This window comes from Flavobacterium sp. (assembly GCF_027483985.1).
Lineage (GTDB): Bacteria > Bacteroidota > Bacteroidia > Flavobacteriales > Flavobacteriaceae > Flavobacterium.
On record NZ_JAIXTJ010000032.1, the window covers coordinates 1 to 16,992 of the forward strand.

Sequence of the window (16,992 nt, forward strand, 5' to 3'; positions counted from 1 at the left end):
GATTAGAAAAAGTATTATTAAAATTTCCATAGTTTAAAATTACAAAAAAAGAGCATAAATCCCTATTATCGGAAATAGCTCCTTTTGTGAGTGCAAATATCTGAAAAAAAATTGAATGCTCGAAATTTATCTCCAAGTCAATTCTTTAGACTATAATTTATCGAAAATTTGATTCAATCGTTCGTTAACTTCTAAGATGGTTCCGATACCATTTACAGCGTGAAATTTTCCTTGAGATTTGTAATAATCCATCAAAGGTGCTGTTTTTTGGTTGTATTCGTCGTAACGATTTCTGATTTTTTCTTCGTCTTGATCGTCTGGTCTTCCTGAAGTTTTTCCTCTTTCTAACAAACGTGCTACAAGGACATTATCATCTGCTTCAAGCGCAACCGTTGCTGTAATACTTTGTTCTTTAGACTCCAAAAAGTTATCTAAAGCTTCTGCTTGTGCTAAAGTTCTTGGAAAACCATCAAATAAAAATCCAGCCGAATCTGGGTTTTTATCAACTTCACTTTGCAACATTTTAATGGTAACTTCATCAGGAACCAAATCGCCTTTGTCCATATAGGTTTTGGCTAATTTTCCTAAATCAGTATCATTTTTGATGTTAAATCTAAAAATATCTCCTGTTGAAAGATGTGTTAAATTGTATTTTTCTTTTAAAAATTCAGCTTGTGTGCCTTTTCCTGCACCTGGTTTTCCGAAAAGAACGATGTTGATCATAAAAATTTATTTGATTTTTGATTTTTGATTGCTGATTTTTGATTCTTTTTTTACTTCTAAAATCAAAAATCGTGAATCTTCAATCGTTAATTATTATTGTGCTAATTGATATACGTCTGCTAGGTTTCTTCCTAATCCGTCGTAGTCTAAACCATATCCAACGATGAATTTATTTGGAATTCTAATTCCAACGTAATCTATTTTAATATCTTTTTTGTATGCTTCTGGTTTGAAAAATAAAGTTGCGATTTTTAAATGCTTTACTCCTTTTTCTTTAAAAATTGCTTTCAATTCTTCAATTGTATTTCCTGTATCTACAATATCTTCAACGATTACAACCGTTCTTCCTTCAAGGTTTTCGTTGATTCCAATTAGTTGTTTAACGTCATTTGTAGATTGCGTTCCTTCATAAGAAGCCATTTTCACGAAACTCACTTCGCACATACCACGATATTGTTTCATTAAATCGCCCATTACCATAAATGAACCGTTCAAAACACCAATAAAAACTGGAACTTCGTCAAAGAAATCGTCGTCCATTTGCTTCGCCATATTTTTAATTGCAAAATCAATTTCTTCTGAAGAAATAAATGGCTCAAACGTTTTATCGTGAAGGTGTATCATTGTGTTGTTGTTTTAAAAAATAAAGGAGCAAATTTAGTGAAGTATTAAGTATTAAGTATCAAGTATTAAGATTTTTTTGCTAAAATACTATATTTACAAAATGAATGCAGCATATTACAATCAAATCGCCAATAGCACAGCACATAGGAAAAGTAGAGATGATAATAAAGATTTCATCTTTGCCAATCCTGATTATTTAAAGTATTTATTAGAAATTGCATTTAATAGTAAGGACAAAAATCACCATAAAGCGTGTTGGATTTTGGAGTTGATTTGTGAAGAAAAAATGGATTTATTTTTACCTTTTTTAGAAGATTTTTGCGAGACTTTACCTCATTATAAAAATGATTCTGCCATACGCTCGATTTCTAAAATTTGTTTATTTCTATCCAATTCTAAAAAATATTCTTTAACAGAAAATCAAGAAGAAAAGATAATTGAGACTTGTTTGGATTGGTTGATTGAATCTGACAAAGCCGCAAATGCTGCATACACAATGCGAACTCTTTACAACCTTGGCAAAAAACACCATTGGGTAAATGAGGAATTAAAATTTTTACTTCAAAGAGATTGCAGTCACCAAACTCCTGCTTATAAAGCGGCAGTGAAAGATATTTTGAAAAAATTAACAAGGTCAAAATAATTATTTACGTACATTTGTAAAAACTTTACGTATATGAATACTAAACTCACTTTATCTCTTGAAAAAGAAATTATAGAAAAAGCTAAAATCTATGCTAAAGGAACCGGCAGAAGTTTATCTGAAATGGTTGAAAATTATTTTAGAAGTTTGGTTGAAAAACCAAATAAAAACGACAATAAAGATGAATATGCAGACATAGATCCTCAATTAAAAAAATTAATTGGAATCATAAAATTACCTGATGATTTTGATATTAAAAAAGCAAAAGAAGACTATTACAAAGAAAAATATGGTATATGAAAAACATATTTATCGACACCAATATTTTAGTAGATGTTTTTGCAAATAGAATTCCATTCATTGAAAACTCTTTAAAAATTTACAATTTTGGAATACAAAAAAAAATAGCTCTATATACATCTTCAAATACAATTTCTACAATTCATTACATTTTAAAAAAATCAATTTCTGAAGAAAAAACTAGAATGGCTATTGAACATATTTTAACACATATCTCTGTTATTCCGGTTGACATTAACATTTTAAAAAAAAGCTTGAAATCCAATCATAAAGATTTTGAAGATGCAATACAAATTGTTTCTGCTCAATCAATTAATGATATGAATTGCATTGTAACAAGAGATTTGAAAGATTATAAATATGCCGAAATCAATGTATTAACACCCGATGATTTCTTAAGCACACTAGAATAAGATTTAAAAAATAGAAAATTCAAAAAAAATAACACAACTACAACACAATGAATTATTTCTCATCCGATTTTAAATTAGGAATTCTCGGTGGCGGACAATTAGGTAAAATGCTATTGACCGAAACTAGAAAATTCGATATACAAACATTGGTTTTAGAACCAAGCGAAGAAGCTCCAGCAAGATACAGTTGCAACGCTTTTTACAAAGGAAGTTTGATGGATTATGACACCGTTTATCAATTTGGTAAAATGGTAAATTTGTTAACCATAGAAATTGAAAACGTAAACCTTGATGCTTTAGACGTTTTGGAATCGGAAGGATTGCCTATATTTCCATCACCAAAAACGTTACGTTTAATTCAGAATAAAGGTCGTCAAAAAGATTTTTATGTTGAAAATAACATTCCAACTTCACCTCATCAACGGTTTGTGGATTTGAATGATTTGAAAAAATCATTAGAAAAAGACGAATTAGAATTTCCTTTTGTATGGAAATGTGCTCAATTTGGTTATGATGGAAATGGTGTAAAAATAGTTCGTTCAACAATAGATTTAGTCAATTTGCCTGAAGTGGAATGCATTGCAGAGCAAATGGTTCCGTTCAAAAATGAGTTGGCTGTAATTGTAGCTCGTTCAGTTTCTGGTGAAGTAAAAACTTATCCTGTTGTTGAAATGGAATTCCATCCTGAAGCCAATCAAGTCGAATATGTAATTTGTCCTGCAAGAATTGACGAGAAAGTGGCTCAAAAAGCTACTGAAGTTGCCTTAAAAGTTTCTGAAGTTTTCAATCATGTTGGTTTATTAGCGGTCGAAATGTTTCAAACCGAAGACGATGAAATTCTAGTAAACGAAGTCGCTCCAAGACCACACAATTCAGGACATTATTCGATAGAAGCGAGTTATACTTCACAATTTGAAAATCATTTGCGCGCCATTTTAAATTTACCTTTAGGAACTACCGATAGCAAAGTTGCCGGAATTATGGTAAATTTGGTCGGAGAAGAAGGTTTTTCAGGTCAAGTAATTTATGAAAACATAGAAAAAATAATGGCCATTGATGGCGTAACGCCACACATTTACGGCAAAAGAGAAACTCGTCCGTTTAGAAAAATGGGACACGTTACGATTGTAAATGAGAATATGGTGGAAGCGAGAAAAGTTGCTGAGGAAGTTAAGAATAGTATTAGAGTTATCAGTGTTCAGTAATCAGTCGCAGTTTTCAGTTGTAGTCAACAGAAACAACTATAAACTAAAAACAATAAACAACAAACAATAAATATGAGCAAAGTAGCCATAATAATGGGAAGCATATCAGATATGCCTGTAATGCAAGAAGCCATAGACATCTTAAAAGGATTTGACATCGAAACCGAAGTAGATATCGTTTCGGCACACAGAACGCCCGAAAAATTATTTGATTTTAGTAAAAACGCACACACTCGCGGCATTTCAGTAATTATTGCTGGTGCTGGTGGCGCGGCTCATTTACCTGGAATGGTTGCTTCAATGTCACCTCTTCCTGTAATTGGAGTTCCAGTAAAATCTAGTAATTCTATCGATGGTTGGGATTCTGTTTTATCGATCCTTCAAATGCCTGGTGGCGTTCCTGTGGCAACTGTTGCATTAAACGGAGCAAAAAACGCCGGAATTCTAGCCGCACAAATCATCGGAAGTCACGATAAATGTGTCCTTGATAAAATCATTTTCTACAAAGAAAGTTTGAAAGATGCTGTGAATAAAGCCGCATCTGAATTGAAAAAATAATTATCTTTGATAAAAAGAATACTATGAACATTCAAACTTCTAAAATTGAGTTGGCAAAGGTTATTTTGGATATTGAAAACCCAAAGTTGATTGAAGAAATTTTGCTTTTGATACAATCCAAATCCACTTTAACCGAAAAGCAAAAAGAGGCTATTGATGAAGCAATTTATTCATTGGAAAATAATGAAGGAATTGCGCATAATATGGTTATGGAAGAAACTAGAAATCGTTATTCAAAATATTTCAAATAATGAATGTTATTTGGTCGCCACAAGCCAAAAAAGACTATTGGCAAAACATTGATTATCTTGAAGCTGAATGGACATTTCAAGATGTTGTGAATTTTATCGACAAAGTTGACTACACCATTACTTTATTAGATAAAAATAACATTGAATTCATTTCTACAAATTATAAAGAAATTAATAAAGTGGTGATTACAAAACAAATTACTCTTTATTACAAAATAAATTCCAACACCTTAGAATTACTTCGTTTTTGGAATACATACCAAAATTTAGAAAATTTTAAACTTTAAAAAACTTTGCGCCTTTGCGCCTTTGCGAGCAATGAAAACACTTACCTCAACATTCAACACCAAACATAACACCGCACCTTTTTCGCAAATAAAACTTGAAGATTACAAACCTGCTTTTATCGAAAATATCGCTCAAGCAAAAGCAGAAATTGATGCAATAATCACAAATTCTGAAGCTCCAACATTTGAAAATACGATTGTGGCTTTAGATTTTGCTGGTGAACAATTGGATAGATTATCATCAATTTTCTTCAATTTGAATTCGGCAGAAACTTGTGACGAAATGCAAAAAATCGCTCAAGAAGTTTCTCCGTTATTGACTGAATTTAGCAATGACATTGCTTTAAATGAAGATTTGTTCAAAAGAGTAAAAGCCGTTTACGATCAAAAAGATTCTTTGAATTTAACTACTGAACAAGCTACTTTATTAGATAAAAAATTCAAAGGATTTTCTAGAAATGGAGCATTATTGAATGAAGAAGACAAATTAAAATTACGCGAAATTGACACTGAATTAGCCAAAATCAAATTGACTTATGGCGAAAATGTTTTGGCAGAAACCAACAACTATCAATTGCATATCACCAACGAAGCGGATTTAAAAGGTTTGCCTGATGGCGCAAAAGAAATGGCAGCAAGTTTGGCAAAGTCAAAAGAATTGGAAGGTTGGGTTTTCACTTTAGATTTTCCGAGTTATTTACCTTTTGTTACTTATGTTGAAAATCGTGAATTGCGAAAAGAAATCGCAATTGCAGCCGGAAAAAAATCATTTCAAGATAACGAATTTGATAACAAAGAAAACGTAAAACGCATTGTAGAATTACGTCACAAGCGTGCAAATTTATTAGGATACAAATCACATTCTGATTTTGTTTTGGAAGAACGAATGGCTCAAAATCCTGAAAAAGTACTTTCTTTTTTAAATGATTTATTAGAAAAAGCAAAACCTGCTTCCCAAAAAGAATTTGCTCAATTAACCGCTTTCGCAAAAGAACTTGACGGAATTGACCAACTCGAAAAATGGGATGGCGCTTATTATTCGGAAAAATTGAAGCAAAAACTATTCAACTTTGATGATGAAATTTTAAAACCTTATTTCAAGTTAGAAAATGTTTTAAATGGAGCTTTTACTATTGCTGAAAAGTTATTCGGAATTACTTTTAAAGAAGTTTTTGATATAGACAAATACCACGAAGATGTTCAAACATTTGAAGTTTTGTCCTCAAGCAGTTGGGGATCGGAAGGACAATTAGTTGCCATTTTCTACTCCGATTTTTTCCCAAGAAAAGGAAAACGAAATGGCGCTTGGATGACTTCGTATAAATCGCAAGCTATAAAAAATGGAATCAATGAAAGACCACACGTTTCTATAGTTTGCAATTTCACTCCACCAATTTTAACTTCCGAGAAGTCGGAAGCCAAACCTTCACTCCTAACCTTCAATGAAGTAACCACTTTATTTCACGAATTTGGTCACGCTTTACACGGAATGTTAGCCAATACAACTTATCCAAGTTTATCTGGAACATCGGTTTATTGGGATTTTGTGGAATTACCAAGTCAGGTTATGGAAAACTGGTGCTACGAGCCAGAAGCGTTGGCTTTGTTTGCAAAACATTATGAAACTGGAGAAATCATTCCTCAAGAATATGTAGAAAAAATCAAAGAAAGTGCGAGTTTCTTGGAAGGAATGGCAACTTTAAGACAATTGAGTTTCGGAATTTTAGATATGACTTATCACGGAAAATCTCAAACTATCGCTGACGTAAAAGCTTTTGAAAAACAAGCTATGGAAGGCACAAGTTTATATCCTGATGTTGCTGAGAATTGTATGAGTACGTCATTCTCACATATTTTTCAAGGCGGATATTCTTCAGGATATTATAGTTATAAATGGGCAGAAGTTTTAGATGCTGATGCGTTTGCTTACTTCCAAGAAAAAGGAATTTTCAATAAAGAAGTAGCAACTAAATTTAAAGATAACGTACTTTCAAAAGGCGGAACAGAATTACCAATGGAATTGTATAAAAAGTTTCGTGGTCAAGAACCGAAGGCTGATGCTTTGTTGAAACGTGCTGGGTTGATTTAAATTATTTGATTTGAAAAATTTCATTAAAAAATATTTTAGAAAACTACTATATACTTCAATTATTGGATTAGTACTAATTTTTGGAGTGAACTTTTATGTAAAATCTAAAACTAACTCATTAATTTTTTCTTCCGAAAATGCAATTCCTAAAACAAAAGTTGGAATTATTTTTGGGGCTGGAATTAATGGAAATAGACCAAGCAAATACTTAAAAGACAGACTTGATGCCGGAATAAAATTGTTTGAATCTAAAAAAATAAATAAAATTTTACTTTCAGGTGACAATGGTTCAGATGCTCATGACGAATTAACCGTAATGAAAACTTATTGTTTTGAAAAAGGGATCGATACCACAAAAATATACATTGATTACGCCGGATTTGATACTTATTCAACAATGTATAGAGCAAAAAACATATTTAAAATTGAAAAGGCAATCTTAATTACGCAAGAATATCATTTGAATCGAGCGATTTATATCGGAAATAATCTTGGTATTGAAGCTGTTGGATTTTCAGCAAATCAAGGTGCGTATAGAAATTATAATTATGTATGTTTTAGAGAATATTTTTCGATTTGTAAATCAGTAATTGATATCATTAGAAATCGAGAACCTAATTTTTTAGGAACTGAAATCAATATTAATGGAGTTTCAAATTATTCAAAAGATGATAAAAGATAACCGAAGAACAACGCTTCGGTTTCTTTTTAAAATAAACTTTCATTTTTTTTTGAAACTTTAAAAACTTTTATATATCTTTGTACTATCAAAAAGAAAAAAGATTCTAAAATGGAATTCAAAGAAGCTAAAAATAAATTCGTTCAAACTTGGGGTGCATTGGGAAGTCAATGGGGAATTAACAAAACTATGGCTCAAATCCACGCACTTTTAATGGTATCACACGAAGCAGTTTCAATGGAAGACATTATGGAAGAATTGCAGATTTCACGCGGAAATGCTTCAATGAATTTAAGAGCCTTAATGGATTGGGGAATTGTATACAAAGAATATAAAGCTGGTGAACGCCGCGAATTTTTCACCGCTGAAAAAGATTTAGACGAGTTAGCCGTAAAAATCTCACGAGAGAGAAGCAAAAGAGAAATCAAACCTGCTTTGAAAGTATTAAAAGAAGTTTCTTCCATAACATCTGATAATACAGCAGAAGAAAAACATTTTGTAGATCAAACCACCAAACTATATGATTTTGTTCTAAAAGCTGATAATGTTTTAGACAAAATGACCGAGTACAAAGACAATTGGTTGGCAAAATTGGTAGTGAAAATTATGAGATAAACCTTAAAAAATTTAAATTAAAGTTTCATTTTTTTCTGAAAGTTTAAAATAATAAATAATTATGAGACAGTTTGTATTTAACCTAAACTTAATTTTAACAATAGTAGCTTTAATTGGAATCTTAATTGAAAAGGTACTTACCTATGATTTTGTTGACAGCATCGGATTTTTAGTCCTTCTTGGATTCTTTCAAGTTTTTATCGCTTTTACCTTTACATTTTACGCTTTAACATATAATAGACTTTTACTAATTTCATACCTACTGTATTGGTTTATTGTGGTCCTGTTTTTTAAATTTTTGATAAAAGACTTTATATATGTTAGTTTTTTAATTGCACTATACAATTTATACCTAAACTACTGTAGTTATTCTGACTCTAATTTTAATATCCTAAAAAAATGAACACACTTATCCCAAACTGGCTGATTATCCTTAGTGGAATAGGTCAAATTTTTACAGCAATGATTTATCCTTACATACGCCATCAAGTTTTTGATTGGTATAACGATGTAAAACAACTCAAACCACTAAACCAAGAAATTGCAAAAACTTATGGTAGATATATCCAAGGTTTAAATTTCTCTTTCGGATTGATTGCCATTTTATTTACGAATGAACTTAAAGAACAATCAGCACTATCAGTTGCCTTAACCGGATTAATTGCAGCTTACTGGGTTGGAAAAGTAGCCACACAAATTGCCTATTATCCAATGTATGATATCCCGAAACGAAAGTTATTTAAAGTCGGAAGCTATTTTATGAATACACTTTTTGTGCTTTTTGCCGTAGTAAACACGATGCTTTTCATACATAATTTGATTGGACATTATAAAATGTAAATGCAATGAACCTCAACATTATTGGTTACACAATATATTTATTGATAACCACATTCATTATTCTAAAAGTAGGAAAAATTTGTTACAGAAATGGCAACATCTTTGTTTCTGAACTGATTCCAAATCACGAAGATTTGTGCCATCAAATCAACCAAATACTATTAGTTGGATATTATCTGTTGAATCTAGGGTACTGTGCCATGACTATAATTTCTTGGGAGAAAATCCAGTCATTTCATCAACTTATTGAAATTATTGCCTTCAAATCGGCTATCATCATTTGCACAATTGCAACAATGCATTACATCAACATCATCCTTTTAACGAAATACATCAAAAAATTAATTTAAATACATCTATTATGGAAACTACAAAAATTTTAATCGGTTACGCCATTTACTTACCAGTCGCTTTATTTTTAACCTATTACGTTTCAAGAACACTTTTCAAAAACAGTAAAGTTTATATGTTAGACATTTTTAAAGGTCGAGAAGAAATTGCAAATGCAACCAACAAGTTATTTGAAACGGGTTTCTATCTCTTGAATTTAGGATTTGCCTTAATGATTCTAGAAATGAATATGTATCAAGATAGTTACCAAGTATTGATAGAAAAATTGAGTTATAAAATTGGAGGTTTCGCCATCTACTTAGGAATTATGTTGTTCTTTAATCTGTATTTCTTCTTCAGAGGCAAAAGAAAAGCATCTGAAAACAATCTTCAACAACCAATCGCGGCAAACTAAAAGAAGCAACAAGCCTGACAGACTTTTAAATTCTGCCAGGCTTAAAATAAAATACTATGAACTGGAATTATCTATTTAAACATTGGTTTGGAACTTTGGTTTTTGCCCCATTCATCTTTGACTTATTTTGTTTGTTTGATGAAAATTTAGCTAATATTGCCGGCCTAATTGAAGTTTATCCCATTACATTAATTTTTGGTTTACTATTTTCATTACCAACCTATATTTTATATGGAATTATTTACTATTACTTAGCCAATAAAGAAGTTTCTATACTCTATTCTAAAATAACATTAATTGTATTTACAACATTATCAATTTTGATTACTTTTAACATTGTATTCCACGCAAGAGAACCAATTGGCGGTTATGTTTATGCAATTACCTCTATAATTTTAGGAATTCTTTTAAAACTAAATTTCAAAAATGACAACAATAAACTTAACTACCAAAATAAACGCATCAATAAATAAAGTTTTAGATTTAAACCGAAACATTGATATTCACAAATTATCTACTGCAAAGTCTAACGAAACTGCGATCGATGGTGTAACATCAGGATTAATTAATTTAAATGAAACTGTTACTTGGCGTGGCAAACATTTTGGCATATACCTAACCCATAAAAGTTTGATATCAGCAATGGAAATTCCGAATTTCTTTGTAGACGAAATGTTGGAAGGTAATTTTAAAAGCTTTAAACACCTTCACACCTTCACAGAGGAAAATGGTGTAACCATAGTAAAGGATGAAATCCAATATGAAACTCCATTTGGTATTTTTGGAAGCATCTTTGACAAACTTCTTTTGAAAGCATACTTTACAAAATTTATTACTAAAAGAAATGAATTTATTAAACAGTTAGCTGAAAACAAGAATTAAAATCCACCAAATCATAGGAATACTTTCTACCCAAAATGAGGTATAATATCTTGACCTACTTTCATTCACAAAGATCAAAAAAAGCAATGTAGTAAAAGCCAAACAACATTTCAATAGAAAAAATTGCACCTTTAAATCAATTGATAAAAACTCTAATACAACAAATAAAAACAACAATGCAAATCCTACTAGCTTAGTTTTTTCAACTCCAATTTGCTGCGGAACCGTTTTTAAATGAGGATCATCTGATTTCAAATCGACAATTTCAAAAATTAATATCAGTACAAAAAGCAGAAGAAATCTTTGCATTGCAACCAAGAAGACATATCTACTATAAGGTAAATGGTTATTAATTATTGGAAGGAAAAGCGTCACTCCTACCCAACATAAAGCGACGATATAAATTTTAAATCCTGCCCAATTCCGAGCGTTCCTTTTATTCGGAAAAACAGGTAACGTATATAATAATGTAATGATTAAAAACACAAAACCCATAATTTGTGTATTTCTTTGCAACTGAAAAAAATAATATGACGCAGCAAACAAAGAGAATAAACTCATAATGAAAATAGCTTTCAATTGAACCGTCAATCGCGATTTTTGAGCTCTTGCTAAAGCGTGGTATTTTACAAAATTATAACTTACAATTATTCCGAAAAATGTGAACCCCAAAGTTGCATTATCATTTTCTATGTCAAACAAAATATAGGTCAATTGTACCAGTGCAAAACCTGACAATGCAACGTGAATGCTTGAATTTATATAAAAATCGAGAAGTTTCTTCAGAAATCGCATAGCGCAAAACTAATCATTCTGTTAATAAGAGTCATTTTTGGTTAACAAATTCTCAAAATATTACGTCTTGTTTAACTTAAAAATAGAAGTTTAATAATTACTTTTGTTGCTTAAATCTGAACTCGATTCAGATTCTAAACAACACACACAAACTTTATATTTATTTTCATCAAATGAGAACAGACGCATTTGCATTACGCCACATAGGTCCACGTGAAAACGACCTACAACATATGTTTAAAACCGTTGGAGTTGAAACTTTAGACCAACTGATTTATGAAACGGTGCCTAGTAATATTCGTTTAAAAAACGATTTACAACTAGACGAACCAATGACGGAATATGAGTATTTAGCACACATTCAAGAATTAGGCAAGAAAAACAAAGTTTACAAATCTTATATTGGTTTAGGATATCATCCAGCGATTGTACCAGCGGTAATTCAAAGAAATATTTTTGAAAATCCAGGTTGGTATACAGCCTATACGCCTTATCAAGCCGAAATTGCTCAAGGTCGATTAGAAGCTATTTTGAATTACCAAACCACGGTAATTGAATTAACAGGAATGGAAATTGCTAATGCTTCACTTCTTGATGAAGGAACAGCGGCAGCCGAAGCAATGGCTTTATTATTTGACGTTCGTTCACGTGATCAAAAGAAAAATAATGTAAATAAATTCTTTGTTTCAGAAGAAATACTTCCGCAAACTTTATCGGTTTTACAAACACGTTCTACTCCAATTGGCGTTGAATTGGTTGTTGGAAATCACGAAGAATTTGATTTCTCAAATGAATTTTATGGAGCTATTTTACAGTATCCAGGAAAATTTGGTCAAATAAATGATTACGCTGGATTCATAACAAATGCTCACGCTAAGGACATAAAAGTTGCTGTTGCAGCAGATATTTTATCATTAGTTAAATTAACACCTCCAGGAGAAATGGGCGCTGATGTTGTTGTTGGAACTTCACAACGTTTTGGTATCCCAATGGGTTACGGCGGACCACACGCAGCATTTTTTGCAACTAAAGAAGAGTACAAACGTTCAATGCCAGGAAGAATTATCGGTGTAACTATTGATACTAATGGTAATCGCGCTTTGAGAATGGCGTTGCAAACTCGTGAACAACATATCAAACGTGAAAAAGCAACTTCTAATATTTGTACTGCTCAAGTTCTATTGGCAGTTATGGCCGGAATGTATGCTGTATTTCACGGACCAAAAGGATTAAACTATATTGCAAGCAAAGTACATAATTCAGCTGTAACATTAGCGGATGCTTTAAACAAATTAGGTGTATACCAAACCAATACTGCTTTCTTTGATACTATTTTAGTTAAAGCTGACGCTCAAAAAGTAAAAGCAATTGCAGAAAAAAATGAAGTCAATTTTTATTATGTAGATGCAGAAACGATTTCTATATCACTTAACGAAACTACTTCTCTTGCTGATTTAAATCAAGTAATTGCAATTTTTGCCGAAGCTACAGGAAAAGATGCTTTTGAATTAACCGCATTATCAAATACTTCAAACATACCAAGTTCATTAGAACGTACTTCAACTTTCTTAACGCACGATGTTTTTAACAACCATCATTCAGAAAGTCAGTTAATGCGTTACATAAAAAAATTAGAGCGTAAAGATTTATCGCTGAATCATTCGATGATTTCTTTAGGTTCTTGCACAATGAAATTAAATGCTGCAGCAGAAATGCTTCCGTTATCGATGGCAAATTGGAATAGCATTCATCCTTTTGCACCTATTGATCAAGCAGAAGGTTATCAAATTATGCTCAAAAAATTAGAGCATCAATTAAATATTGTAACGGGTTTTGCCGGAACGACTTTACAACCAAATTCAGGTGCTCAAGGAGAATATGCTGGTTTGATGACTATTCGTGCCTACCACCAATCTCGTGGTGATCATCACAGAAATATTTGTTTAATTCCTTCATCGGCTCACGGAACCAATCCTGCTTCGGCAGCAATGGCGGGAATGACTATTATCGTTACCAAAACAATGGAAAATGGTAATATTGATGTTGAAGATTTAAGAGCTAGAGCAATCGAACATAAAGATAATCTTTCTTGTTTAATGGTTACTTATCCATCTACACACGGAGTTTTTGAAAGTGCTATTTGTGAAATCACCGAACTAATTCACGAAAATGGTGGTTTGGTTTATATGGATGGAGCCAATATGAATGCACAAGTTGGATTAACAAATCCGGCTACAATTGGTGCTGATGTTTGTCACTTGAATTTACATAAAACATTTGCTATTCCTCACGGTGGTGGTGGACCAGGTGTTGGACCAATTTGTGTAAACGAGAAATTAGTTCCTTTTTTACCAACTAATCCAATCATTCCTACTGGTGGAGATCAAGCAATTACTGCTATTTCTGCGGCACCATATGGTTCAGCTCTAGTTTGTTTAATCTCCTACGGATACATTACAATGCTTGGCGCAGAAGGTGTGACGAATGCTACGAAATATGCCATTTTAAATGCTAATTATATGAAAGCTCGTCTTGAAGAACATTATCCAATATTATATTCTGGAGAAATGGGACGCGCTGCACACGAAATGATTTTAGATTGTAGATCATTTGAAGAAAACGGAATCAAAGTAACTGATATAGCGAAACGTTTAATGGATTATGGTTTTCACGCACCAACCGTTTCGTTCCCAGTAGCAGGAACTTTAATGATAGAGCCAACCGAATCAGAAGATTTAGCAGAATTAGACCGTTTTTGTGATGCAATGATTTCAATTAGAAACGAGATTAAAGCGTCAACTAAAGAGCAAGCAAACAATATTTTAAGAAATGCACCACATACCTTGGCAATGCTTACTTCTAACGAATGGGTTTTCCCTTACACTAGAGATCAAGCAGCATTTCCACTAGATTATATTGCAGAAAATAAATTTTGGCCTACAGTTCGTCGTGTAGATGAAGCTTATGGAGACCGAAACTTGGTTTGCAGCTGTGCTCCAATTGAAGCCTATATGTAAAAATAAATCCCAATAATTTAAATCCCAAATTCCACATAGGTTTTTGGGATTTTTCTTTTATATATGACATAAATCAGATTTATTAAAATCAGAATCGTGTACCTTTGTACTTTAAATTTTAAGAGATGAACGATGTACAAACACAAGACGATTTATATAAAATTGTAAATGATTTTTATAAAAAATTATTTGCTGACGATCGCATTAATTACATTTTTACCAAAGTAATTCCTGTTCACGAAAACCTTGAGGAGCATTTGCAAACTTTAGTTAAATTTTGGTCGCAGGCCATTCTAGGAACTGGTGGTTATTTTAACAATTTAACCCAAATGCATTTGGATGTAGATACGAAATCACATTTAACTAAAGAATTATTTGAAATTTGGTTGACGCATTTTGAAGCAGCCATTAATGAAAATTTTGAAGGATTTAATTGCGAACGAATGAAAAATATGGCACACAATCTTTCGAGCATAATGCAAATAAAAATTGCTAAAAACCAATCATAAAATTATCATATTACTATTAAAACATAATAATATTAGCAAAATCATAATTATATGCACGCATATTAATTAATAACAATTAAATTGGAATTTTATTATTAAATTTACATTAAAATCTATTCATTACCACTAAAATGAACATAAAAATAACAGGTTCCGGAAGTTATATTCCAACAGAAATAGTAACCAATAAAGACTTTTCAAATCATACTTTTTTAAATGAAGATGGTTCGCCATTTCCGCTTCCAAATGAAGTGATAACAGAAAAATTTTACGGAATTACTGGAATTGAAGAACGTCGTTATGCTTCTGATAATTTACTTACCTCTGACCTTGCTTATTTTGCTTCAAAAAAAGCTATTGAAGATTCAGGTATTGATCCTGAAACTTTAGATTATATCATTTTCGCGCACAATTTTGGAAATCAAAAAAAAGGAGCCATTCAAGCAGACTTACTTCCTAGTTTGGCGACTCGTGTGAAACATAGTTTACGTATTAAAAATCCAAAATGTGTTGCATACGATATGCTTTTTGGTTGCCCAGGTTGGGTTGAAGGCGTTATTCAAGCGACTGCATTTATAAAAGCTGGAATGGCAAAAAAATGTTTGGTGATTGGTGCCGAAACTTTATCAAGAGTTACCGATCCGCACGACAGAGATTCTATGATTTATTCTGATGGTGCTGGTGCAACTATTATTGAAGCTGTTGAAGGTGAAAATGAAGGGATTCTTGCACACGAATCTGCAACTTATGCTTATGACGAAGCCAACTATTTATTTTTCGGAAATTCTTTTAATAAAGATCACGACCCAGATGTTCGCTATATAAAAATGCACGGAAGAAAGATTTACGAATTTGCCTTGAGCAATGTTCCAAAAGCAATGAAAGAATGTTTAGACAGTAGCGGAATTGACATCAATCAAGTAAAAAAAGTGTTGATTCATCAAGCCAATGAAAAAATGGATGAAGCTATAATTCAACGTTTTTATAAATTGTACGGACAAACGCCACCACAAGGAATTATGCCAATGAGTATTCATAAATTAGGAAACTCAAGCGTAGCAACAGTTCCAACGCTTTATGATTCACTTATTAAAGGTAAAATCGAAAATCAAGAAATCAACAAAGGAGATGTTATCTTGTTTGCATCTGTCGGTGCTGGAATGAACATTAACGCAATAGTTTATAGAATGTAATTTTTTAAGTTTGTTGTTTATTGTTACGGCTTAATAGTTATTTTTGCAAATCAATATACACTAAACTATAACCGCTAAAATGTACGAAAAAACATTTCCAAATAAACGTTTCAAACATACTTTAGAATTTTTACAAAAGCACGTTACAACTTCAGAAACCATCTTTGATTTAGGTGTTCCGAATCCGTTTTCTAAAATAATGGAAGACAATGGCTATACTGTAAAAAACACCAAAGGTGAAGATTTAGACAACGACCAAACCGCTTTACAAAACGAAACCTATACTGTTTTTACAGCTTTTGAAATCTTTGAACATTTATTGAATCCGTATACTGTTTTGCAGAATGTAAAATGTGATAAATTATTGATTTCAATTCCGTTACGTTTATGGTTTTCGCCAGCTTATAGAAGCAAAACTGATATGTGGGACAGGCATTACCACGAATTTGAAGATTGGCAACTAGATTGGCTTCTTGAAAAAACGGGTTGGAAAATCACAGCTCGAGAAAAATTCACACATCCTGTAAAAAAATTAGGCTTCAGACCTTTGTTAAGGTACTTTACTCCAAGATATTATATTGTTTTTGCTGAAAAAGTGAAAAGTAATTAGTAAATAGTGATTAG

The 16,992-nt window shown here is 31.9% G+C and carries 22 protein-coding genes; 19 read left to right on the forward strand and 3 right to left on the reverse strand.

Annotated features, from left to right (window positions below):
- Nucleotides 1-150: 150 nt before the first annotated feature.
- Nucleotides 151-723 (reverse strand): adenylate kinase, encoded by a 573-nt coding sequence (locus Q0050_RS08370; protein WP_298394187.1) that lies wholly within the window; start codon nt 721-723, stop codon nt 151-153.
- A gap of 93 nt (nt 724-816) precedes the next feature.
- The gene (gene hpt / locus Q0050_RS08375; RefSeq protein ID WP_298394189.1) at nt 817-1,347 is read right to left on the reverse strand and encodes a hypoxanthine phosphoribosyltransferase; all 531 of its coding nucleotides are present in this window, start codon (nt 1,345-1,347) and stop codon (nt 817-819) included.
- Between the two features lie 100 nt (nt 1,348-1,447).
- On the opposite strand from hpt, the gene Q0050_RS08380 reads away from it, so the two are divergent.
- The 15 genes from Q0050_RS08380 (at nt 1,448) to Q0050_RS08450 (ending at nt 10,854) form a co-directional block, all read left to right on the forward strand.
- Nucleotides 1,448-1,990, forward strand: coding sequence for a hypothetical protein (locus Q0050_RS08380; protein ID WP_298394192.1), 543 nt, complete (start codon nt 1,448-1,450; stop codon nt 1,988-1,990).
- Nucleotides 1,991-2,023: 33 nt separating this feature from the next.
- Nucleotides 2,024-2,290 carry a DUF6364 family protein gene (locus Q0050_RS08385; protein WP_298394195.1) on the forward strand — a complete coding sequence of 89 codons (267 nt, stop codon included), beginning with the start codon at nt 2,024-2,026 and terminating at the stop codon, nt 2,288-2,290.
- A complete protein-coding gene (locus tag Q0050_RS08390) occupies nt 2,287-2,703 on the forward strand; it encodes a PIN domain-containing protein (RefSeq protein ID WP_298394198.1) in 417 nt (138 codons plus the stop codon). Before Q0050_RS08385 ends, Q0050_RS08390 begins: the two co-directional genes overlap by 4 nt.
- A gap of 47 nt (nt 2,704-2,750) precedes the next feature.
- Complete coding sequence (locus tag Q0050_RS08395; protein ID WP_298394201.1) at nt 2,751-3,908, forward strand: 5-(carboxyamino)imidazole ribonucleotide synthase; 1,158 nt, start codon at nt 2,751-2,753, stop codon at nt 3,906-3,908.
- 72 nt (nt 3,909-3,980) lie between these two features.
- Nucleotides 3,981-4,466 carry a 5-(carboxyamino)imidazole ribonucleotide mutase gene (purE, locus tag Q0050_RS08400; protein ID WP_298394204.1) on the forward strand — a complete coding sequence of 162 codons (486 nt, stop codon included), beginning with the start codon at nt 3,981-3,983 and terminating at the stop codon, nt 4,464-4,466.
- A gap of 23 nt (nt 4,467-4,489) precedes the next feature.
- Entirely contained in the window at nt 4,490-4,717 is a 228-nt protein-coding gene (locus Q0050_RS08405) for a hypothetical protein (RefSeq protein WP_298394218.1), read from the forward strand.
- Nucleotides 4,717-5,004, forward strand: a complete 288-nt coding sequence (locus Q0050_RS08410) for a type II toxin-antitoxin system RelE/ParE family toxin (protein WP_298394220.1) — start codon at nt 4,717-4,719, stop codon at nt 5,002-5,004. Before Q0050_RS08405 ends, Q0050_RS08410 begins: the two co-directional genes overlap by 1 nt.
- A gap of 31 nt (nt 5,005-5,035) precedes the next feature.
- Entirely contained in the window at nt 5,036-7,093 is a 2,058-nt protein-coding gene (locus Q0050_RS08415; protein ID WP_298394222.1) for a M3 family metallopeptidase, read from the forward strand.
- A gap of 10 nt (nt 7,094-7,103) precedes the next feature.
- The gene (locus Q0050_RS08420) at nt 7,104-7,775 is read left to right on the forward strand and encodes an ElyC/SanA/YdcF family protein (protein ID WP_298394223.1); all 672 of its coding nucleotides are present in this window, start codon (nt 7,104-7,106) and stop codon (nt 7,773-7,775) included.
- A gap of 108 nt (nt 7,776-7,883) precedes the next feature.
- Nucleotides 7,884-8,387, forward strand: a complete 504-nt coding sequence (locus tag Q0050_RS08425; protein ID WP_298394225.1) for a MarR family transcriptional regulator — start codon at nt 7,884-7,886, stop codon at nt 8,385-8,387.
- 399 nt (nt 8,388-8,786) lie between these two features.
- A complete protein-coding gene (locus tag Q0050_RS08430; RefSeq protein WP_298394227.1) occupies nt 8,787-9,227 on the forward strand; it encodes a hypothetical protein in 441 nt (146 codons plus the stop codon).
- A 5-nt stretch (nt 9,228-9,232) separates the two neighbouring features.
- Nucleotides 9,233-9,577, forward strand: a complete 345-nt coding sequence (locus Q0050_RS08435) for a hypothetical protein (protein ID WP_298394229.1) — start codon at nt 9,233-9,235, stop codon at nt 9,575-9,577.
- An 11-nt stretch (nt 9,578-9,588) separates the two neighbouring features.
- Entirely contained in the window at nt 9,589-9,972 is a 384-nt protein-coding gene (locus tag Q0050_RS08440; protein ID WP_298394231.1) for a hypothetical protein, read from the forward strand.
- A gap of 56 nt (nt 9,973-10,028) precedes the next feature.
- Nucleotides 10,029-10,445, forward strand: a complete 417-nt coding sequence (locus Q0050_RS08445; protein WP_298394233.1) for a hypothetical protein — start codon at nt 10,029-10,031, stop codon at nt 10,443-10,445.
- Nucleotides 10,399-10,854, forward strand: coding sequence for an SRPBCC family protein (locus Q0050_RS08450; RefSeq protein ID WP_298394235.1), 456 nt, complete (start codon nt 10,399-10,401; stop codon nt 10,852-10,854). The genes Q0050_RS08445 and Q0050_RS08450 overlap by 47 nt, the downstream gene beginning before the upstream one ends.
- Here Q0050_RS08450 and Q0050_RS08455 read toward each other — a convergent pair.
- On the reverse strand, nt 10,834-11,556 hold the full coding sequence (locus Q0050_RS08455; RefSeq protein ID WP_367277164.1) for a hypothetical protein: 723 nt from the start codon (nt 11,554-11,556) through the stop codon (nt 10,834-10,836). The genes Q0050_RS08450 and Q0050_RS08455 overlap by 21 nt on opposite strands.
- Nucleotides 11,557-11,822: 266 nt before the next feature.
- Here Q0050_RS08455 and gcvP point away from each other — a divergent pair, with 266 nt between their 5' ends.
- From gcvP to Q0050_RS08475, 4 genes are all read left to right on the forward strand, one after another.
- Nucleotides 11,823-14,666 carry an aminomethyl-transferring glycine dehydrogenase gene (gene gcvP / locus Q0050_RS08460; RefSeq protein ID WP_298394238.1) on the forward strand — a complete coding sequence of 948 codons (2,844 nt, stop codon included), beginning with the start codon at nt 11,823-11,825 and terminating at the stop codon, nt 14,664-14,666.
- Nucleotides 14,667-14,791: 125 nt separating this feature from the next.
- Complete coding sequence (locus Q0050_RS08465) at nt 14,792-15,175, forward strand: group III truncated hemoglobin (RefSeq protein WP_298394241.1); 384 nt, start codon at nt 14,792-14,794, stop codon at nt 15,173-15,175.
- 131 nt (nt 15,176-15,306) lie between these two features.
- On the forward strand, nt 15,307-16,368 hold the full coding sequence (locus tag Q0050_RS08470; RefSeq protein WP_298394244.1) for a 3-oxoacyl-ACP synthase III family protein: 1,062 nt from the start codon (nt 15,307-15,309) through the stop codon (nt 16,366-16,368).
- A gap of 79 nt (nt 16,369-16,447) precedes the next feature.
- Complete coding sequence (locus tag Q0050_RS08475; RefSeq protein WP_298394247.1) at nt 16,448-16,978, forward strand: methyltransferase; 531 nt, start codon at nt 16,448-16,450, stop codon at nt 16,976-16,978.
- The last annotated feature ends 14 nt before the right edge of the window (nt 16,979-16,992 follow it).